General features: G+C 70.1%; 16 protein-coding genes. 4 read left to right on the forward strand and 12 right to left on the reverse strand.

Annotated elements, in window-relative coordinates; genetic code table 11:
• Nucleotides 1-211 precede the first annotated feature (211 nt).
• The 3 genes from ACXJJ3_RS13050 to ACXJJ3_RS13060 all read right to left on the reverse strand — a co-directional run bounded on the left by ACXJJ3_RS13050 (nt 212) and on the right by ACXJJ3_RS13060 (nt 5,306).
• Nucleotides 212-1,753 (reverse strand): fibronectin type III domain-containing protein, encoded by a 1,542-nt coding sequence (locus tag ACXJJ3_RS13050; RefSeq protein WP_458170271.1) that lies wholly within the window; start codon nt 1,751-1,753, stop codon nt 212-214.
• An 80-nt stretch (nt 1,754-1,833) separates the two neighbouring features.
• Nucleotides 1,834-3,165, reverse strand: a complete 1,332-nt coding sequence (locus ACXJJ3_RS13055) for a rhamnulokinase (RefSeq protein WP_458170272.1) — start codon at nt 3,163-3,165, stop codon at nt 1,834-1,836.
• A complete protein-coding gene (locus ACXJJ3_RS13060; RefSeq protein WP_458170273.1) occupies nt 3,162-5,306 on the reverse strand; it encodes a family 78 glycoside hydrolase catalytic domain in 2,145 nt (714 codons plus the stop codon). Before ACXJJ3_RS13060 ends, ACXJJ3_RS13055 begins: the two co-directional genes overlap by 4 nt.
• 67 nt (nt 5,307-5,373) lie before the next feature.
• On the opposite strand from ACXJJ3_RS13060, the gene ACXJJ3_RS13065 reads away from it, so the two are divergent.
• Nucleotides 5,374-6,516: a GDSL-type esterase/lipase family protein gene (locus ACXJJ3_RS13065; RefSeq protein ID WP_458170274.1), complete on the forward strand. Its 1,143-nt coding sequence runs from the start codon at nt 5,374-5,376 to the stop codon at nt 6,514-6,516.
• Here ACXJJ3_RS13065 and rhaI read toward each other — a convergent pair whose 3' ends face one another.
• The 3 genes from rhaI to ACXJJ3_RS13080 all read right to left on the reverse strand — a co-directional run bounded on the left by rhaI (nt 6,517) and on the right by ACXJJ3_RS13080 (nt 11,116).
• Nucleotides 6,517-7,683, reverse strand: coding sequence for an L-rhamnose isomerase (gene rhaI / locus ACXJJ3_RS13070; RefSeq protein ID WP_458170275.1), 1,167 nt, complete (start codon nt 7,681-7,683; stop codon nt 6,517-6,519).
• A 69-nt stretch (nt 7,684-7,752) separates the two neighbouring features.
• On the reverse strand, nt 7,753-8,766 hold the full coding sequence (locus tag ACXJJ3_RS13075) for a LacI family DNA-binding transcriptional regulator (RefSeq protein ID WP_458170276.1): 1,014 nt from the start codon (nt 8,764-8,766) through the stop codon (nt 7,753-7,755).
• A 61-nt stretch (nt 8,767-8,827) separates the two neighbouring features.
• Nucleotides 8,828-11,116 (reverse strand): DUF4838 domain-containing protein, encoded by a 2,289-nt coding sequence (locus ACXJJ3_RS13080; RefSeq protein ID WP_458170277.1) that lies wholly within the window; start codon nt 11,114-11,116, stop codon nt 8,828-8,830.
• 144 nt (nt 11,117-11,260) lie between these two features.
• Between ACXJJ3_RS13080 and ACXJJ3_RS13085 the strand changes: the two genes are divergently transcribed.
• From ACXJJ3_RS13085 to ACXJJ3_RS13095, 3 genes are all read left to right on the forward strand, one after another.
• Complete coding sequence (locus ACXJJ3_RS13085) at nt 11,261-12,016, forward strand: class II aldolase/adducin family protein (RefSeq protein ID WP_458170278.1); 756 nt, start codon at nt 11,261-11,263, stop codon at nt 12,014-12,016.
• A gap of 50 nt (nt 12,017-12,066) precedes the next feature.
• Nucleotides 12,067-12,846: an SDR family NAD(P)-dependent oxidoreductase gene (locus ACXJJ3_RS13090; protein ID WP_458170279.1), complete on the forward strand. Its 780-nt coding sequence runs from the start codon at nt 12,067-12,069 to the stop codon at nt 12,844-12,846.
• A gap of 65 nt (nt 12,847-12,911) precedes the next feature.
• Entirely contained in the window at nt 12,912-13,490 is a 579-nt protein-coding gene (locus tag ACXJJ3_RS13095) for a nicotinamidase (RefSeq protein ID WP_458170280.1), read from the forward strand.
• 10 nt (nt 13,491-13,500) lie between these two features.
• Here the strand turns inward: ACXJJ3_RS13095 and glnII are convergent, their stop codons facing one another.
• The 6 genes from glnII to ACXJJ3_RS13125 all read right to left on the reverse strand — a co-directional run bounded on the left by glnII (nt 13,501) and on the right by ACXJJ3_RS13125 (nt 20,055).
• Nucleotides 13,501-14,520 (reverse strand): glutamine synthetase, encoded by a 1,020-nt coding sequence (gene glnII, locus ACXJJ3_RS13100; protein ID WP_458170281.1) that lies wholly within the window; start codon nt 14,518-14,520, stop codon nt 13,501-13,503.
• A gap of 150 nt (nt 14,521-14,670) precedes the next feature.
• On the reverse strand, nt 14,671-16,203 hold the full coding sequence (locus ACXJJ3_RS13105; protein ID WP_458170282.1) for an AbgT family transporter: 1,533 nt from the start codon (nt 16,201-16,203) through the stop codon (nt 14,671-14,673).
• Nucleotides 16,200-17,093: an alpha/beta hydrolase family esterase gene (locus ACXJJ3_RS13110; RefSeq protein ID WP_458170283.1), complete on the reverse strand. Its 894-nt coding sequence runs from the start codon at nt 17,091-17,093 to the stop codon at nt 16,200-16,202. The genes ACXJJ3_RS13105 and ACXJJ3_RS13110 overlap by 4 nt, the downstream gene beginning before the upstream one ends.
• Before the next feature lie 90 nt (nt 17,094-17,183).
• Complete coding sequence (locus ACXJJ3_RS13115) at nt 17,184-17,927, reverse strand: creatininase family protein (RefSeq protein WP_458170284.1); 744 nt, start codon at nt 17,925-17,927, stop codon at nt 17,184-17,186.
• Complete coding sequence (locus ACXJJ3_RS13120; RefSeq protein WP_458170285.1) at nt 17,924-18,613, reverse strand: FadR/GntR family transcriptional regulator; 690 nt, start codon at nt 18,611-18,613, stop codon at nt 17,924-17,926. Before ACXJJ3_RS13120 ends, ACXJJ3_RS13115 begins: the two co-directional genes overlap by 4 nt.
• Nucleotides 18,614-18,645: 32 nt before the next feature.
• Nucleotides 18,646-20,055, reverse strand: coding sequence for a M1 family aminopeptidase (locus ACXJJ3_RS13125; protein ID WP_458170286.1), 1,410 nt, complete (start codon nt 20,053-20,055; stop codon nt 18,646-18,648).
• Nucleotides 20,056-20,068: the final 13 nt, after the last annotated feature.

The following is a 20,068-nucleotide window of genomic DNA, read 5'->3' on the forward strand; positions in this document are numbered from 1 at the left end:
CACGGCACCACCCGGCAAACCCGCCCATCCATCACCCCGGACATCCACGGTGGCGCACAGCACGGGGAACCCGGGCGTCCACGGTGGCGCACAGCACGGGGAAACAGCCACGGGTGGGTGGGAGCGGGCGAGCGGACGCGGAGAGGAGCGCAGCGACGAACCGTGACCGCGCAGCCCGCGGGGGCGCATCACCCGCGGCTTGACAACGCCCTCAGCGGACCGTGACCGCAGCCGCGGGACCCCTGGTGACGTTGCGGCCGTCGCTGACCTCGACGTGGTACGTGAGTTTCTGGCCGCTGGTCAGGCCGGAGTCGGTGATCGAGGTGACGGCCGGCTTGGTCCACCAGTTCGACGTCCGTGCCCAGCTGCCGATCCGGGTGTTGCCGCGGTACACCAGGTAGGTGAGCGTCAGGTTGTCGCGGTCGAGCACGGTGGCGAAGGCGACCGTCACCTTGTTCGGCCGGGCGCTCGCCAGTTTCGGCGCGGCGGGCCGGGCCGGTACGGCGCCGCCCGGCACGTTGGTGAACCGGGTCAGGCCCTCCTGGGGCTTGCCGTTCACGACGGTGAAGTCGCCGCCGGCCCACAGGTCGTTGCCGCCGGACGCGAACGCGAGCGGGCCGACCAGCGTCGTACCGCCGGCGTCGGTGTTCGGGAACCAGGGCCCGAGTTTGCCGGTGATCGTGCTGTAGACGAGCAGGTGGTGCATCCCGGTCTTGTCCGGGAACTCGCCGTCCGCGCTGCAGTCGTGGGCGTGCGACCCCTTGTACAGCCAGTTGCCGATCGCAACGATCGCCTCGGTGGCGCCCAGGCACTTGCTCTGCCAGAGCAGCTTGCCGGTCGCGCTGTCCGCGGCCAGTACGCCGTCGTAGCACTGCATGCTGTTGGTGCCGGCGTTGGACGCGAACACCTTGCCGCCCTGGACCTCGAGGTCCTTGACCCGGCTGTCGCACTCGTCGGACTTCGGCGGGATCGCGGCCGCGGCTGGCATCGCGAGTACGGCGCCGGTCCGGGCGTTCAGCATCGCGAGCGCGTGCTGGTCCTGGCCGCCGATCGTGGTGAACCCGCCGCCGACGAAGACCCGTGCGCCGTCGGTCGACACCTCGATCGCGTGGACGTCGTCGTCGGCGCCCGGGTTCCAGCCGAGCAGCGCGCCGGTGTTCAGTGTGACGGCGGCGAGCCGCTCGCGGCCGACCTTGTCCACGCTGCCGAACGAGCCGCCGAGGTAGACCGTACTCGCAGTCACCTTCAGCGCCGCGACGCGATAGTTGACGACCGGGTCCCAGCCGGCCACAAGCTTGCCGGTGGCAACGTCGAACATCGCCACCCGGGACCGCGGTACGCCGTCCACGACCGTGAAGTCGCCGCCGATCACGACCCGCCGCCCGTCCGGCGATGCGGCGATGCTCCAGACCGGCCCGTTGACGGTCGGCGCGAACCGCGTCGGTACGCCGGTGGTCCGATCGAGCACCACGAGGTACTTCCGCGCCACGTCCCCGGCACCGCGCGCCTTGCCCGGCGGCCGGACCCGGGTGAACAGGCCGCCCGCGAACACCAGGTTCCCGGCGACGGCGACCGCGTTGACGCTCGCGTTCGTCTGCCAGGACGGCTGTTCCACCGACGACAACGCGGATCCGAATCCACGAGGCGCGCTGTGGGTCGCGGTCTCGGCCGCTTGGACCGCAGGCCCGGACGGAACCAGTGCGGCAGCGGCGACGGCCGCAGCGGTGACCGCGGCCAGGACGGCTTTCTTCATGAACGAACCCCCAAGGGCCCGCTCCGGCGGAAGATGCCGACCCCGTGACTTGGTGACAATGCGCCGTCAAAAGATAACTGTTAGCACATCTCCGACCACAATCGGGCTGCCTGGACCAGCAGGTTGCCGCGCGCGGTCGCCTCGACCGGACCGGCGACGACCGGCAGGCCGGACAACTCCGACGTGAGCCGGCAGAGCAGCGCGTTCCGCGATCCCCCGCCCACGAGGTGGATCGCCCGCGGCGACATTCCGGCGATCCGCGCGAGCTCCCGGGTGCTCTCGGCGTACGCCGTGGCGAGCGAGTCGAGGATGCAGCGGACGATCGCGGGCGGTCCGTCCGGCGGGCGTCGACCTGCCGCCCGGACGAGCGCGCGGATCCGGTCCGGCATGGCGCCCGGCGCGATCAGGTCGTTGCTGTCGACATCGATGATCGGCCCACCGGCTGGCAGTGCGTCGGCCGCGGCGAGCAGCGGGTGCAGGTCCGGTTTTCCCCAGGCGACCAACGACTCCTGGAGCAGCCAGAGGCCGGCGAGGTTGCGGAGGAAGAGGGTCTGCCGGTCAGCTCCCAGCTCGTTGCTGATCCCCGCACGCAGCGAGGTGGACGTGACGATCGGGCCGTCGAGCTCGAGGCCCACGAGCGACCAGGTACCGCTGGAGACGAACGCGACCGATCCGTCGTGCGGCGGGAGCCCTGCGACCGCCGACGCGGTGTCGTGGGATCCGACCCTGACCACGAGCACGTCCGGAGGCAGCCCGGTCGCCGCGACGACGTCGGGCTTCAGCGGCCCGACCAGGTCACCCGCGGTCCGCAACGGCGGCAGCAGCTCCGGCGCCAGCCCCAGCGCATCCAGGACGGCCGGCGACCAGTCCCGCGTCCGTACGTCGAGCAGCCCGGTCGTGGACGCGATCGTCAGCTCGGTCCCGAGTACGCCGGTGAGCTCGTGCACAAGCAGATCCGGCAGCATCACGACCGCCGCGGCGCGATCCACTACGTCGGCGGCCAGTTGGTACACGGTGTTGATCGGCAACGGCTGCACCCCGTTCACGTCGTACAGCTTCTCGACGCCGCCGAACCGTTCGTGCAGCACGTCGACGACGCCGGCCGTCCGGTCGTCGCGGTACGACACGGGATCCGCGAGCAGTACGCCGGACTCGTCGAGCAGACCGTAGTCGACACCCCACGTGTCGATGCCGATCGACTCGACCTCCGGGTACTCGCGCGCGAGCGCCCGCAGCCCGGTGAGGACCTGCGCCTTCAGGTCGGCGTACTGCCACCGCAACCGGCCGTCGCGGCGCTGCGCGCGATGGGCGAACCGGTGCACCGTCCGCAACCGGACCTGGTCCTTCTCGAACAGCCCGGCGATCACCCGGCCGCCCGACGCACCGAGATCGACGGCCGCGCAGACCTTCATCCAGCGAACCGGTGCTGCCCGGCACCGACCTGATGGGACGCCCCGTCCGGCAGCTCGACGACCGCGGTCGTCCCGGCCGGTACGTCGACGTCGAGGATGAACCGGCCGTCCTCGATACACCACGAACTGCGGAGCTCCCCCTGCCCGGTCCGGTACGACGCGGCCGCGGACGTCAGCCCGCCGCACGGTCGCGGGCGGATCACGACCTCACGGAACCCGACGTCGCCCGGGGCCTGTTGCAGCCCGGCGACGTGGCCGAAGAACCAGTCGTCGATCGCGCCGTTCATGAAGTGGTTCTGGCTGTACCCGAACGTTGGCCCGTCCCACGTCTCGGTCAGCGACGTCGCCCCGTGCCGCAGCATGTACCCGTACCCGGGCCGCTCGTCCACCTGCGTCAACCGGTACAACGTCTCGTGCCGGTCGTACGTCGCCAGCACCTCGACCAGCGCCGCCATCGCGATCTCACCGATCTCCAGGTAGTAGCCGTCAGCAACGATCAGACGCTCCAGCCGATCGACGGCGTCCACCCCGGCGAGAACGCCCGAATGCAGAGCCACCGCAAGCTCCGCCACCGACTCGGTCCCCACCTCCCCCGCCGGCGTTACGAACCGCTGCCGCACAGCACCGACGACCTCGGCACGCACCGCGTCCCACCGCTCCCCGTCGAGCCCCAGCACCCGAGCCGTCTCGGCGAGCACGCCCAACGCCCGCGCCAGCGTGGACGTCGCCACCAGCGGCACGTACCGGAAGTCCCGCCCGTCCCAGTCCCCCAGTCCGTACGTGACCAGCCCGTCCTCTCGCGACGCCAGGAGGTACTCGACGTATCGGACGGCCGCGTCGTGGTTGGCCGTCAGTACGTCGCGATCGCCGTACGTGCGGTAGAGCTGCCAGGGCAGGAAGACGATCACGAGCCCGAAGTTCGCGTCGCCGCGCCACGGGTCGGGGAACGGGTCCCACTCCGGGACATACAACGCGAGGTGCCCGCTCGGCTCCTGTGCTTCGCGGACGATCCGCAGCGTGTTCGCCAGCAGGCTGTGGACGTCGTAGTTCCACCGCAGGATCGGGTACACCAGGTGCAACTGCTCGAGGTACCCGAGCTTCTCGCGCTGCGGGCAGTCGGTGAACATCGAGTACATGTTGGACGTGATCGCGCGCCGGATGATCCCGTGCAGCGCGGTGACGTTCGCGTCGGAGGCCGCGAACGTACCGGCCGGCTCGGCGCCGGCGGCGAGGACCCGGCCGCGGGCCTCCGGCGCGTTGGGCAGACCGGAGATCTCCAGGTAGCGCAGGCCGTTGTAGCAGAACCGCGGATGCCAGGTCAGCGGCACGCCGGCGGTCGTGACGGTGTGGAAGACGGGGCCCCAGCCCTGCGTCACCGGGTTGATCTCGCCGGAGGGTTCGAGCAGCTCGGCCGGGCGCAGGCGGACCCGCGCGTTCGGCGGCAGGTCGAGTTCGACCCAGCCGGCGAAGTTCACGCCGAAGTCGACGACGTGGACGCCGGGACGGATCGTGGTCACCGACCGGGCGGGGAGGCGTTCGACCTCGCGGATCGGCGGGATCGTCTTGGCGGACAGCCTGAGTTCGGCGGGCACCTTCGCGGGGACGGCGGCCGGCCAGGACGCGATCGTCCGCAGGTCGGGCTCGTGGTGTGCGTCGTAGTCCTCGCCGCCGACCCAGTTGGCGGTGCGTACCGCGCCAGTCGTGGCGTGCCAGGGTCCCAGTCCATGGGGTCCGGCGTCGTCGGTCCAGTCGAGCGTGGCGCAGGCGGCGAGGTCGCCGTACGCGGTCTCGATCTTGGCCCAGCGGTCCTCGGGCTTGCGGGAGCGGTAGCAGCCGGGGCCCAGCTGGATCGTGATCACGTTCGGCCCGGGGACGAGGCGCGCGGTGACGTCGTACGTGCAGAACTCGGCGCGGATCGCGTAGTCGGTGTAGCCCGGCTCGAGCGGGTCGCTGACGGCCTCGCCGTTGATCGCGGCGACGAACACGCCGAGCCCGGCGACGCGCAGGACCGCGTCCCGGGCCGCGCCGGTCACCTCGATCACGGTGCCGAGCACCGGCAGCGGGCCGTCGGGATCCTGCTGCCACGCCGCACTGGTGATCCAGCCGGTCCGCCGGTCCGGCGCGTTCACGTCGTCGTCCATGGGATCGAAGTCTAGGCATGATTGGAGCGGTTCAACTAGCCTTTGGGGACCACCGAAAGGAGTCCGGATGCTGTGGGAGCTGGTGGCGGCCGCGGGCGGGATCGCGCCCGCCGAACGACGGCTGGTCGTCGACGAGCCGGTCGAACCGCCGGACGGCGTACCGGATCGCTGGCGGCACGGGTATCGGCTGCGCGGCGTGATGACCGACTGCCGAGGCGTCGACGACACGGCCGCGCCCGGTGCACTCAGACCGGGCACACTGCGGCTGCGCGATGCGGACGGCCCACTCGTCGCCGGCACGGACTACCTCGTCGACGAACACTGGGCCGCCCTCACCCGGAAGCGCCCGCTGCGGAACGCCGTCGCGGAGTACGAGTACTCGCTGCTACGCGTCGACGTCCTGCTCGCCGACGGCCGCATCGTCCGCGGTCACAGCCACCTCAGCAACCCGCAACCACCCGGCATCCCCGCCGGCAGCGAGCCCTTGGCAACGATCTTCGTCCCGTACGCCGGCGAGGAACCACTCCTGATCCCGCTGACGAGCGTGGCCCGTACGCCGCTCTCGCTGCCGCAACTCGACCGCCTGCCCATGGTCCGGAAGGCGATCGACGCGGGACGCCCGATCCGCATCACCTGCTGGGGCGACAGCGTCACCGCCGGCGGATCGGCTTCCAGCGAGCGGACGGCGTACCCCGCGCTACTGCATGACCTCCTGCACACCGCCGGCATCAGGGCCGAGGTCAGCACGGTCGCGATCGGCGGCAGCGAATCAGACGAATGGCTCGAGGGTGCGCCCAACGGTGCGGACTGGCGGACCGTCGCCGCCACCGAGCCCGACCTGATCACGCTCGAGTTCGTCAACGACGCCGAGCTCGCCCCGTCCCGGTGGCCGTCGCTGTACGGCGAGATCCTGACCCGGTGCCGCGCGCTGGACGCCGACCTGCTGCTGCTCGAACCGCACTTCACCCGCCCGGACTGGATGCACATCGACCGCCTCGACGCCCCCGACCCGCGCCCGTATGTCGCCTTCCTGCGCGCATTCGCCGCCCAGGAAGGCGTCGCGCTGGCCGCTGTCTCCGACCGCTGGCACCGCCTGTACGCCGAGGGCGTCGCGTACCCGACGCTGCTCCGCAACGGCATCAACCACCCCGACGACCGCGGCCACCGCATCTACGCCGAGGAATCCGCGGCCGTCCTCGGGGTCCGCTGATCACCACCCGGCCGGTACGCCGACCCGCTCCGCCGCAAGCCGCTCCGGCAGCCCCGAGTCCAGGTAGGCGCGCAGCGGGTCGGCCGGGACCCCGAGCAACTCCCGCGCCTGCCGCAGCATCGGCCGTACGTCGGCCTGGAACGCACTGTCGACCAGCGTGTTCGCCCCGACCACGTCGCCTGCGTCCTGCGCCGCCCGGAGCGCGTCCCGATCGATCAGCAACGCCTTCGCGTACCCGATCTGGCACGCCTCGATACTGCGCAGCATCGCGGGCAGCTTCTCCTCGACCATCGCGCACTGGTCGATCTTGAACAAGACGCCGCCCGCCCCGGCCGCGATCGCCGGATCCGGATCGGCCAGCGCGGACACGATCTCGGCCATGATCAGGAACAGCTCGTACGGATTCGTTGACCCGACCATCAAATCGTCATCGGCGTACCGCTTGCCGTTCAGGTCGAAGCCGCCGAGGCGCCGCTGCCCGAGCAGGGTGGCGACAATGTGCTCGATGTTCACGCCCAGCGCATGGTGGCCGAGGTCGACCAGCACGTTGGCCCGCTCCCCCAACTCCTGGCAGAGCAACAGCGACTGACCCCAGTCGGCGATGTCGGTGTGGTAGAAGGCCGGCTCGAACAGCTTGTACTCCAGGATCATCGACATGTCCGGGTCGAGCGCGTCGTACACCTCCCGCAGGCAGTCCCGCAGCCGGTCGCGGCGCCGGCGGAAGTCGCCTTGGCCCGGGTAATTGGTGCCGTCGGCAACCCACATCGACAGCTGCTTCGAGCCGGTGGTCCGCATGATGCCGACGCACTCGACCGACGTCGCGACGGCCTTCGCGCGGATCGCCGGGTCCGGGTTGGTGAACGAGCCGTGGTGGTAGTCGTCGTCCTGGAAGATGTTCGGGCTGATCGACCCGATCCGGACGCCCTGCTGCTCGGCGTACCGGCGGAGCTCGGCGTAGTCGGTGCGGTCCCAGGGGATGTGCAGCGCGACGGTCGGCGTGACGCCGGTCAGCCGGTGCACGAGCGCGGCGTCGTCGACCTTCTCGTGCACGGTCCGCGGCGTACCGGGCGTGTGGAACACCTTGAACCGGGTGCCGGTGCTCACGTAGCCCCAGCTCTGGGTCTCGATCGTGAAGCCGGCGATGCGTTCGGCGAGTTCGTCCGTCATGGTCCACTCCTCGGGTTGAATCGCTCCAATGATGAGGTACAGCGACCCACCGCCGTGATCGACGGCCGGTCAGCGAGCGGTCGAGCCGCGGACGACCAGCTCCGGCGCGAACCGGCGAGCCTCGTGGACGTGCGCGGGATCGGTCACCTCGCCGAGCAGCAGCTCGAACGCGGTCCGCCCCATCTCGGCCATCGGCTGCCGGACCGTCGTCAGCGGGATGGCCAGGTACTGCGCGAGGTCGATGTCGTCGTACCCGCAGATCGCGACCTGACCCGGTACGTCGACGCCCAGCTCCTGCAGGCCGAACAGCAGCCCCATCGCGATCAGGTCGTTGCCGCAGAGCACGGCGAGCGGACTCGAGAGATCGCCCTTCGCGACGTCGGCAACGGTCGGCGCGATCGCCCGGCCACTGGCCACGTCGTCAGCGGCAACCAGGATCTCCTGGACGTGTACGCCGCGGCCCCGGCCGTCCTCGGCCAGCACCTGACGGAGACCGGCCAGCCGGTCGCCGTGCTGGATCGTCCGCGCGGGCCGGCCGGCGAACGCGATCTGCCGGTACCCGCACGCCAGGAAATGCGCCCCGACCAGCCGTCCACCGTCGACGTCGTCCACCGAGACCGAGCACTCATCGGGCCCGCCGGGCGTGTCCAGAAGCACCACCCGGGTGCCGATCCCGCGCAGGCTCGCGACCGAGGTGGCCCGCATCGCCGTCGTGGTCAGCAGCACACCCTGCGCGCGCTGCCGCATCAGCAGCCGCAGCGCGTTGTCCTCCCGCTCCGGCTCGGCGCCGGTGCTGGTCAGCGTCACCACGTAGTCGCGCTCCAGCGCGATGTCCTCGACCGCCCGCGCCATCTCGCCGAAGAACGGGTTGCCGGCGTCGTGCACGACCATCCCGACGAACCGGCCCATCCCGCCGGCCAGCACCCGGGCCGACTCGTTCGGGACGTAGCCGAGCATCTCCATCGCGCTCTTCACCCGCAACCGGGTCGCCTCGGCGACGATCTCCGGGCGGTTGATCACGTTGCTCACGGTGGAGCGGGCGACTCCGGCCAGCCGGGCGACGTCCTCGATGTTGGCTATCACGCTGGACCTATCTGTCGGACCGATGCGGATGGCATCGTCTGGAGCGCGTCAATCGTAGCGATCAGGCCTTGATCGCGAACACCCGGTCGATCCAGAGCGCCGGCACCTTGGACAGGTTCTGGACGTAGAGCACGTGCTGCGCGTCGCGGGCGTACGTCCCGGGCAGCTCGATCTCGTGGTACTCGCCGTCGGCCAGGTCACCCGCGGTCTTCCGCAACGTGTTCCCGAACGGCGGATACACCCCGAGCTCCGCGACCGGCGTACCGGCGGCCAGCGTCCCGACGTCGGCGCGGAGCGAGACGAACAACCGCCAGTTCCCGTCGCCCAGCTGGTCGAGCCAGAACTGCACGCCCCACTGCGAGTCGTTCGGATCCATCCGCAGCGCGCGGTGGTTCGACGCCTTCAGGTCGGTCGCCAGACTGGTCATCCACGGCGCCGCGATCAGGATCCGGCTCTCCTGGAAGTCGGCCCACTGATCGGCGGGCAGCCCCTGTACGGCGGCCGGTGGCGTGACGTTGCCGGGCGGCACCGGGTTCACGTCGTACTCGTCGACGATCTTCCCGACATCGCCGCCGCCCTCGGAGTACCGGCTCATCCCGGTCAGTTGCAGGGCCCGCTTCGCGCGCGCCTTCCGGTTGACGAGGTCCAGGTCCCACGTCTGGTGCGTGTTCGCCAGATCCTCGAGGTACGCCGTCGAGCGCAGGAAGATCACGTAGTCCAGCTGGAACCGCGCGACCGCGAGCCGATCGAGCAGCTCCTGATCCCCGTGGACGGCAGCCTCGGCCGCGGCGAAATGCCCGTCGGCGGCACGCACCACGTCCAGCTGGTAGATCCGCGACATGTACTGCGACGCCTCCGACAGCGGGCCGTTCGCCTCCTTCGACTCCCACAACGTCTGCAGGTACGCCTCGACATGCTTGCCCGCGGCACCGTAGTACCCGTCGAGGTATTCGCGGACGGTCCGCCGTACGTCGAGCGACGGGTCCCAGGCCAGCCGCGACAGTACCCACGCCCGCATCGAGGCCATGTCGCCGCCGCGGGTGTTCCAGACGCCCTGGATGAACAAGCCCTGCACCTGCGGCAGCTTCGCGACCTGGCGGAGCGACTCGAACCCGTCGTACCACTGCGGGAACGGCATCAGATAGCTGGAGAACATCGTCTGGTAGTCCCAGAGCACGATGTTCTTCGCGATCTTCGTCCAGCCGAGCAGGTACGCCCGCTGGTCGGCGTTCGCGTCGTCCAGGATCGGCTTGCCGCGGTTGGCGTAGATCGGGCAGAACGTGATCACCACGTTGTCCTCGACCGTCATCGCGGTGGGCGGCTGGATCGACCACTGGTACGCCTCGGTCTCCAGCCGAGCGGCCGGGATCACCTTGCGGACCCGGCGGGCCAGGTCGTTGACGAAGTCGAGCATCGCCGCGCAGCCCGCGCCGCCGTGCGCGTCGATGAACGCCTGGCTGTCCGGATCCGGGTGCCACGGGTTCGCGTCCCACTGGATGATCCCGAGCGACGCGTCCTCGCCGCGGGCGATCCGCTCGTTGATCAGCCGGATCACCGTCGCGGTCGCCTGGCTGCGCGCGTCCGGGTTCATGAACCGGATGTTGCCGTCCTGGATCAGCGTCTGGTCGGTGACCAGGTCGCGGAAGAACGTCGGCCGGTCCTCGGGCCAGTACCCGGACCACACGTTCAGGTCGGCGGGCTGCGGTACGTCGTACATGTCGCGGCGGCCGTTCAACCGCAGGTGGTGCCGGTTCTCGGCGCTGAACGCCTCGCCGTAGTGCAGTTGCCGGAACCGGAACCGCGGCACGTAGTCGCGGTGCAGTGGATCGGTGGCGAGGTCGATCGTGCTCGTCGACGGGACGGTCTCGGTGTTCTCGGCGTACCAGCGCACGCCGAGCTGGGTCTCGGCGAACCAGTACGCGCCGTGCAGCGTGCCGAGCGGACCCGGGCCGGTGATCAGCACGTTCTTGCCGCTGACGCGGACGGCGAACCCGTCGTCGCCGAGTGCGCTCCGGTCGATCCGCCCGAATGCGGCGGCCGCCGGATTGTTGGCACCCACAACGATCAGGTCGTGGTACCCGGACCGCACGGTGCGCTCGTCGACCAGCGGGATCGCGGCCCCGGTGACCCGGCGCAGGTAGTCGGCGAGCTCACGGGCGGCTCGCCGGACCATCGGCGCATCGTTGCTGCCGGCAAGGACGGCGTACGTCGAACGGCCGCGGTGGGCGAGGTGCAACCGGTCCCGGCCGGCGTACGCGGGACCTGCCGGGAGGGCGCCGGCGAACGCGGCAGCGATGCCGCCGACGGCTCCGGTGCGCAGGACGGTGCGGCGGGAGACGTGTTCGGACATGCGGGGGCTCCTGTCTCGTGGGTCTGGTGTCGAGCCGAGTCGCAATGCATGATTGGAGCGCTCCAATTGCGAGGAACCTACGCCTGGACGCATCCAGACGTCAACGGCTCACGCCGACCTTCACAGGCCGGAATCGGAGGACCCATGCACCAGGAACTCACCGCGCTGGCCCGCTGGCTCGGGGACGACAGCCGCGACCTCGCCGTCCTCGGCGAAGGCAACCTCTCCGCCCGGATCGGCCCGGACCGGATGCTGGTGAAGGCCAGCGGCACGTCGCTCGAACACGCGACGCCGGCCGCCTTCGTCGAGGTCCGGCTCCCGCCGCTGCTCGAACTGCTCGACGCACCGGATGCCGACAACGCCGACGTACAGCGGGTGCTGCTGGACAGCCGGGTCGACCCGTCCGGGCCGCAGCCATCGGTCGAATCGCTCCTCCACGCCGTCGCATTGACCCACGCGGGGGCATCCGTGGTCGCGCACTGCCACCCGCAGTCCGTGAACGCGATCGCCTGCTCGGATCGCGCGTCGACCCTCGTCGACGGCGCGCTGTTCCCGGACCAGATCGTCGTACTCGGCCGCGAACAGATCCTGCTGCCGTACGTCGATCCCGGGCTCGAGCTGGGGCGCAGGGCACGGATCGCGGTGCTCGAGTATGTCCGACGGCTGGGCGAGCGGCCGCGGGTGATCTACCTCGGCAACCACGGCATGGTCGCGCTCGCGGACTCGTTCGACGAGGCGCGGCGGATCACCCAACTCGCCGACAAGACCGCCCGGATCCTGCGCGACTGCCTGGCGATCGGGACGCCGCGCTACATCCCGGCCGAGCTCGCGGACCGGATCCACACCCGCCCCGACGAGCAGCTCCGGCGGGCCACGCTGGCCTTGCGGATTGATTGTTAGTCGGCTAAGTTTTCTGCTTAGCCGACTAATGATAATCAGGAGGACGGGTCATGGACCTGGGTTTCAAGGACGCCGCGGTGCTGGTGACCGGTGGGTCGTCGGGGATCGGGCGGGCCACCGCGGTCGCGTACGGGCACGAGGGTGCGCGGGTCGCGATCACGTACAACAGCCGGAAGGACGCCGCCGAGGCCGTCGCCGAGGAGATCGAGGCGGCCGGCGGTACGGCGTACGTCGTACCGATGGACCTCGGTGCACCGGAGACGATCGCCGCCGCGGTCGCATCGACCGTGGAGCACTGGGGCGGCCTCGACGCGGTCGTCGCGAACGCGGTCAGCTGGGGCACGCTCGGGTACGACGAGCGGCCGTCGCGGATCGAGGAGTCCCGGCCGGAGTGGTGGACCGGCATCATCCGGGCGAACCTCGAAGGCAACTTCCATCTCGTCCAGCAGGTCGCGCCCGCGCTGCGGCAGTCGGAGCACGGGCGGCTCGTGCTGCTGTCGACCGACCTCGCCGAGCGCGGGATGGCCGGGTCCTGGGCGTACAGCGCGGCGAAGGCCGGTCTGCACGGGCTCGCGGCGAGCCTGCAGCACGATCTGGGCGCGGACGGCGTACTCGTGAACGTCGTACTGCCGGGAATCACGCTCGAGAACGGCGTCCACCGGGCGATCCCGCAGGCTGCGCTGGAGCGGATCGCTGCAGGCTTCACGGCGCGGCATCTGCCGGACGCGTCGGAGATCGCGGACGCCATTCTGTTCCTCACCTCGCCGCGGACCCGGGCGATCCAGGGGCAGCTGCTGCACGTCACCGGCGGTGACCTGATTCCCGCCTAATACAGCGTTCGCGGCGGTCGCGCTTGTACGGTGGGCTCAGGAGTTCTCGGCGAAGGAGCGACGCGATGGCGCGGGCACTGATCGTGGTTGATGTGCAGAACGACTTCTGCGAAGGTGGCAGCCTCGCCGTCGCCGGCGGCGCCGACGTCGCGTTCCGGATCGGCGAACTGCTGCACGAATGGCATGAGGCCGAACCCGACGAACGGCAGTACGCATTCGTCGTCGCCACCCGGGACCACCACATCGACCCCGGCGACCACTTCTCCAAGACCCCCGACTTCGTGAACTCCTGGCCCCCGCACTGCGTGGCCGGCACCGACGGCGTCAGCTTCCACCCGAACCTCGACCCGCAGCCGTTCGACGCGATCTTCGACAAAGGCGAGTACGCGGCGGCGTACTCCGGCTTCGAAGGCAAGTCCCACGAAGGCGGCCACACCCTCGCCGACTGGCTCCGCGGCAAAGGCGTCACCGACGTCGACGTCTGCGGCATCGCCACCGACTACTGCGTCCGAGCCACCGCCCTCGACGCCCACAAGCAAGGCTTCGGTACGACGGTCCTCACCGGCCTGACCGCCGGCGTCGCGGAAGCCAGTACCGGAAAGGCCCTGACCGAGCTCCGCAACTCCGGCGTCAACCTCACCTGACGCCGCTCGGTCAGACCTGGCCTGCCTTCTCCAGCGCACCGCAGCAGGTGTTCACGATCAGGCGCGTGACCTTGTACGGATCGATGTTCGCGTTCGGGCGACGGTCCTCGATGTAGCCCTTCTTGTCCGCCTCGACCTGCCAGGGGATGCGGACCGAGGCACCACGGTTGGAGACGCCGTAGCTGTAGGCGTCGTGCGGGGCGGTCTCGTGGTCGCCGGTGAGACGCTCCTCGATACCGTCGCCGTACCCGGCGATGTGCTCCTCGACCTTGCCCGGCGCACCGAGCGACTCGCAGGCGGTGATGATCGCGTCGTAGCCTTCGCGCATCGCCCGGGTAGAGAAGTTGGTGTGCGCACCGGCGCCGTTCCAGTCACCCTTGGCCGGCTTCGCGTCCAGGGTCGCGGCGATGTCGTGGTCCTCGGCGATGCGGTAGAGCAGCCAGCGCGCGACCCACAGGTGGTCGGCGACCTCGACCGGGCCGGCCGGGCCGATCTGGAATTCCCACTGGCCGGGCATGACCTCGGCGTTGATGCCGGAGATCTTCAGGCCCGCGTCGAGACAGGCGTCCAGGTGCTGCTCGACGACGTCGCGACCGAAGACCTCGTCGGCGCCGACGCCACAGTAGTACGGTCCCTGCGGCGCGGGGAAGCCGACCGCCGGGAAGCCGAGCGGCCGGCCCTCCTGGAAGAAGGTGTACTCCTGCTCGATGCCGAACCAGGAGTCCTGCTCGGCGAACTGTTCGGCGATCGTGAGCAGCACGGCCCGGTGGTTCGTCGGATGCGGGGTGCCGTCGACGAGGTACACCTCGCACAGCACGAGCTTGTGGTCGCCGCCACGGATAGGGTCGGGACACGAGAAGACCGGCTTGAGCACACAGTCGGAGTTGTCGCCGGGCGCCTGGTTAGTGCTCGAACCGTCGAAACCCCAGTCCGGCAACTCGGCGCCGTCCGCGAGCACCCGGGTCTTCGAGCGCAGCCGCGCGCTCGGCTGAGTGCCGTCGATCCAGATGTACTCGGCCTTGTAGGTCACCGGCTGTCCCTTCGTCGTGGCTGTTCCCTCAGGTGTTTCTGAACGGCCGCTCTCGACAGTGTCAACCGGCGATTACGGACCTGTTGCTCGATTGTGAACGCCGTGTTAACCACCCCGCTGTCGACACGGCGTCGCACAGGCTGTCGTTCGTCACCTGACCGGTGCCCCGGGACCCAGTGGGATGCCGAGGGCCCACCAGGCGAGGAATAGGAGGGTCCAGGCAACGGTCATTGCCACGGCCAGTGGGACTGTGTACGACGCCAGCGTGCCGACGCCGGCGTCTTTTCGGTAGCGCTGGAGGAAGCCGAGGGCCATGACGAAGTACGGGCTCATGGGGGTGATCGCGGTGGAGCCGGAGTCGGCGATGCGGAAGAGGGCTTGGGTGGTTTCGGCGGGGACGTTCAGGAGGAGCATCATCGGGACGAGGATGGGGGCGGTGAGGGACCACATGGCGGAGCCGCTGGTTACCAGGATGTTGATGATGGTGAGGAGGGCCAGGATGCCAAGGAAGATCACTACTTTGGGGGCGCCCAGGTCGCCTAGGACGCGGGCGGATTCGGCCGACAGTAGGTCGCCGAGGTTGGTCCAGTCGAAGTAGGCGAGGAACTGGGCGATTGCGAAGAACAGCACCAGCACCGGCGCCATCTGTTTGATGCCTTCGGCCATCAGTTTCGGTACGTCGGACGCGCGCTCGACCGCCCGGACCGTCACGCCGTACGTGATGCCGACGAGGCCGAAGAGGACCGCGACGACGATCGCGATGCCGTCCAGGAACGGGGAGTCGACGATGCTGCCGTCCTTGCCGCGGAGTGGGGAGCCGTGCGGCAGCAGGACCGCGACGATTGCGACCGCGGCGACGAGGAAGACCAGGCCGGCGCGACGTAGGCCTTTGCGTTCGGCAACTGTTACGGCGAGCTGGTCGGGGTCGTCGCCAGGGGCGTCGGGGTCGGCGTCGAGGTCCGGGCGTTTGTTCAGGACCAGCCGGGTGACGAGCGTGATCACCAGCGCCAGCAGCACCGACGACGCGATGTTGAAGAACCAGTTCGACAGGACGGACACGTGCGCGTCGGGGTGGACGGTGCGGGCCGCGGCGGTGGTGATGCCGGCGAAGATCGCGTCGTTCGGGGTCGGGATCGGGCTGGCGTCGTACCCGGAGGCGATCGCGGTGTACGCGACCACGATGCCGAGGATCGGCGACCGGCCGACCGCGCGGAACGCGAGCCCGCCGAGCGGCACCAGGATGATGTACGCCGCGGCCGACGCGACGTGCGACATGGTCCCGGCGAACGCGACCGCGAACACCACCATCGACTGCGGCACCCGGGACACGCTGACCCGCATCAGCGCCTGCAGGAAACCGGTCCGTTCGGCGAGCGCGACGCCCATGATCACGACCACGATCGTGGCCATCGGCGGGAACTCGGCGAAGTTCGAGATCGCCGTCGACACCGCCATCTGCAGGCCGTCGCCGGACAGCAGGTTCTGGACGACGACCTCCTTGCCGTTCTTCGGCGAGATCACCGACACGTCCAGCGCCGACAGGATCGCGCTGACCACGGCCAGCAATGCGGACAGGATCCAGAACAGCCAGAACGGGTGCGGCAGCGCGTTCCCGACCCGTTCGATCCCGGCCATCGCCCGCACCAGGCGGGGCAGCTCCCTCGTCTCGGTCGCGGTGCTCATGAGAGTTTGTGCTCCTTGAAGAAGGCGCCGATCAGGTCGGCCGCCTGGAACGTCTGGGTGACGTACCCCGGACCGGACGTGGAGTCGGAACCCGGCCAGGTGTGGCCGCAGTCGGTGACCGCGACGTGGACGACGTCGGCCTTGCAGCCCTTGTACGTGAACGTCAGTACGTCGTCGCCGAGCTGGCTGGTCTTCGGGTCCTGCTTGCAGTGGTCGCGGACGGACCAGTCCCGGACCCATGTCTGTACGTCGGGCAGGCCGCGCTGGCCGTCTCCGCCGTACGGGATCGTGGTGTCGCCGGTGCCGTGGATGTCGAGCACCGGGACCGGGCGGCTCGGGGCGCAGCGCGTGCCCTCGAGGTAGAACGCGCCGGAGACCGGGGCGATCGCGGCGAACCGGTCCGCGAGCCGGCAGGCGAGGATTCCGGTGAACCCGGCGCCGTTCGACTTCCCGGTCGCGTAGACGGCGTGCGGGTCGACGCAGTACGACGACTCCAGCGAGTCGAGCAGGTCCGAGGTGAACCTGACGTCGTCGACGCCCTTCGCGGAGTACGGCGCGCCCTGCCAGGCCTGCTTGTCCTCGTCGCCGAGCACACCGTTGGGGTAGGCAACGATCGCGTCGAGCCGGTCCAGCCCGGAGAAGGCCTCGGTCTGCGCGCCCGTCTTGCCGCGGCCGTGGTAGACGACGATGAGCGGCGAGGCCTTGGACGGCTTGTAGTTGTCCGGTACGTGCAGGCGGTAGGTGCGGGTGAGCCCGCCGCTGGCGATCGTGTAGTCGCCGCTCGGCGCTGCCACCCGGCCGCAACCGGGGCTGCCGGCAACGGATGCGTTTGCTGTTGGCAACAGGAGGGTGACAGTCACCAGGGCCGTCAGGGCAGCAAGGGTCTTCATCAGGGGTGCCTCCTCGGGGCAGGCGGCCTGCGGGCGGGCAGGCTCGCGCCTGGACCTCCCTGAGCGAAGGTCCAGTAACTCGGGTGTGCGTCAGGCCGAGAGCAATTCGTCGGCGAAGGCGGCTATCCGGTCGGCGGCGGTCTCCACCAGCAGGCGGCCGTCCGCGGCTGTGGCGCGGCGGGGATCGCCCAGCACACCACGCTTGTGGTATTCGTCGAACCTGACCGAGAGCCGCGGACCGCGCGAGTCGCGGGCCAGCCGGGCCGGAACGGTGAGTTCCTCGAGCGTCAACGCGCCCGGCTCCAGGCGGTCGGCCTGGACCAGCTCCGGGGCGAGGTACAGCATCTGCGCGGTCTCCGCCTCACCGGCGTGACCGTGCACGGCACCGACGTCCGTGATCAGGTCGGACACCACGGACGTCACCGGCGTCCACGCGAACGTCACGTCGGTGCAGACGTACTCCTGCGCGAGCACGGACAGCGCCGGGTTGTTGCCGCCGTGCCCGGTGACCACCAGGAACTGCCGCCAGCCGTGCGTGCGCAGGCTCCCGACCAGCTCCCGCAGGACCTGCATGAAGGTTGCCGGTGACAACGTCATGGTGCCGGCGAAGGCCATGTGGTGCGGGGAGACGCCGTACGGGACCGCCGGGGCGAGGACGGCGCGGCCGGCCAGCCGTTCGGCGACCCGCTCGGCGACGCCGACGGCGCGGACGGTGTCGGTCGACATCGCCATCCCGCCGCCGTGCTGCTCCTGCGCGCCGACCGGGACGATCACCAGCGGCGCGGTCCGGACCGCGGCGAGCGCCTCGTCGGTCGTCATCTCGGCGAGTCTCATGAGAACTCCGGCGCGGACTCGACGGCCTGGCGGATGTTGTCCAGGTGTTCCCGGGTCAGCCGCTCGGCCTGTCCGGCGTCCTGCGCGCGGACGGCCGCGGCGATCGCCTGGTGCTCCTCGTGGTCCCGCCGGCGGTTGTCGTACAGCGCGCGGATCTGCTGCTGCTCGCGGACCCGGACCTTGAGCAACGACGCCAGAACCTCTTGCAGCAAAGGGTTCCCGGACGCGGCGGCGAGCTCGACGTGAAAGTTCAGCGCGAACGCCGGACCGCCCGGCGGCACGAGCGCGTTGGTGACCGCGGCCTCCAGACGCTCCAGGTTCTCCGGCTGCCGCGCGAGCGCGGACTGCGCGGCCACGGCCGGCTCGATGACCAGGCGGGCGCTGATCAGCTGCAGCACCGAATCCTTGGTGATCGGCGGCCGATGCGGATTCGCCAGTACGACGTTGTTGATCGTCGGGCCGACATACGTCCCGGACCCGTGCCGGAACTCCACCGCCCCGGTCGCCTCCAGCTTCCGCAGCGCCTCACGCACCGTCGGGGTGGTGATCGCGAACCGCTTCGCCAGCTCCCGCGCCGACGGAATCGCGTCCCCCGGCCGCAGCCCGCCCTCCCGGATGATGCCGAGGATCGACTCGGTCAACCGGTCGGACAGGCTGGGCAGCGCCTCAGAAGCTGAGTAAGTCACAAAGTGACTAAATCACTTAGCCTTTCGGTCGGTCAAGAGCTCGGCGGCTTCCAATCGGGGTGACCGGGCATCGGCGGCAGGTGGGTGCTGTAGAGCCAGGAGCGGAGGAAGGCGCCGAGGTCGGTGCCGGCGACGTCCGAGGCGGTCTTGATGAAGTCGGCGGTGCCGGCGACGGAGTTGTTGTAGCGGCTGACCCACGCGCGTTCGATGGTGTTGAAGGTGCGGGCGCCGACCTTCTGCTGGAGGGCGTACAGGGTGAGCGCGCCGCCGGCGTACGCGGCGTTGCTGTACGGGCGGTAGTCGGCGCGCTCGCCGGTGAAGGTCTTCGGGTCCGGGGCGGCGATGGGCCCGTTGGCCAGGAGTTTGTCGCCCAGCTTCTCGTAAGCGTCCCGCATCACGGCTTCTTGTTTCGCGCCGTAGCGGCCCTCGGCGTAGACGTCCTCGTAGAAGGAGGCGTGGCCTTCGTTCAGCCAGACGTCCGACCAGCGTCTCGGCGAGACCGAGTTGCCGAACCATTCGTGCGCGACCTCGTGCAGGACGACGCCGTCGGTCCCGTTCTGCTCGAAGCCGTCCTTGGTCATCGCGCTCGCGGTCATCAACGTCAGGCCCTGCGTCTCCAGCTCACCGCCGAGCGGCGTCACGAACGAGCCTGCCTCACTCCCCGGGAACCGCCCCAGCCGCTGCTCCAGGAACCGCACCGAGCTGTCGAACGACGCCAGCTGCGGCTTGATGTCGGCCAACTGCGCCGTCGGTACGGCGTACCGCAGGTCGAGGCCGTGCGGCCCCTTGCTGTGCAGGACCGTGAACGGGCCGACGCCGATCTGCAGCAGCTCGGTCGCGAGCTTGCGCTGCTCCCGGAACACGCGGGTGGTGTACGTCGTACCCTTGAGCGTCCGGAGAAGTTTGCCGTTGGCAATGGAGTTGAGCGCGGTCGGCGCGGTCACCGAGATGGTGGCGGGCGCCTTCTGGGCCGGGTGGTCGCTGACCGCGAGAATCCGGCGCGCACCGGCCGGCTGGTTGATCGTCTGGACCCAGCCGTCGTGCCGGAGCAGCCCGAACGGCGGCCGGCCGCCCTGGACCGCGTCCGGCAGGTCGTTCACCACGTCCACGCGGACGACGAACCGGTTCCGCACCGGGTGCGCCGGCGTGATCACCAGCTCGCCGTCGGGCGTGGTCTTCCACGCGGACCGGACGCCGTTCACCTGCACGCCGGTGACCTTCGGACCGAGCAGATCGAGGTCGAACCGGGACAACGTCGAGGTGGCGCGGGCGGTCAGCGTGGTGGTCGCGGTGTACGCCGTCAGGTGCTGGTTGAACCGGACGGCGAGCTGCTGGTCGACCACGGCGTACCCGCTGTTGCCGAGCTGCGGCCAGACCTGGTCCCCGATCCCGGCGGACGGGACCAGGCCGACCGCGGCGGCGAGGGCGACTGTCTTCAACATGCCTTGAAATCTA

This window comes from Kribbella sp. WER1, from assembly GCF_054189145.1.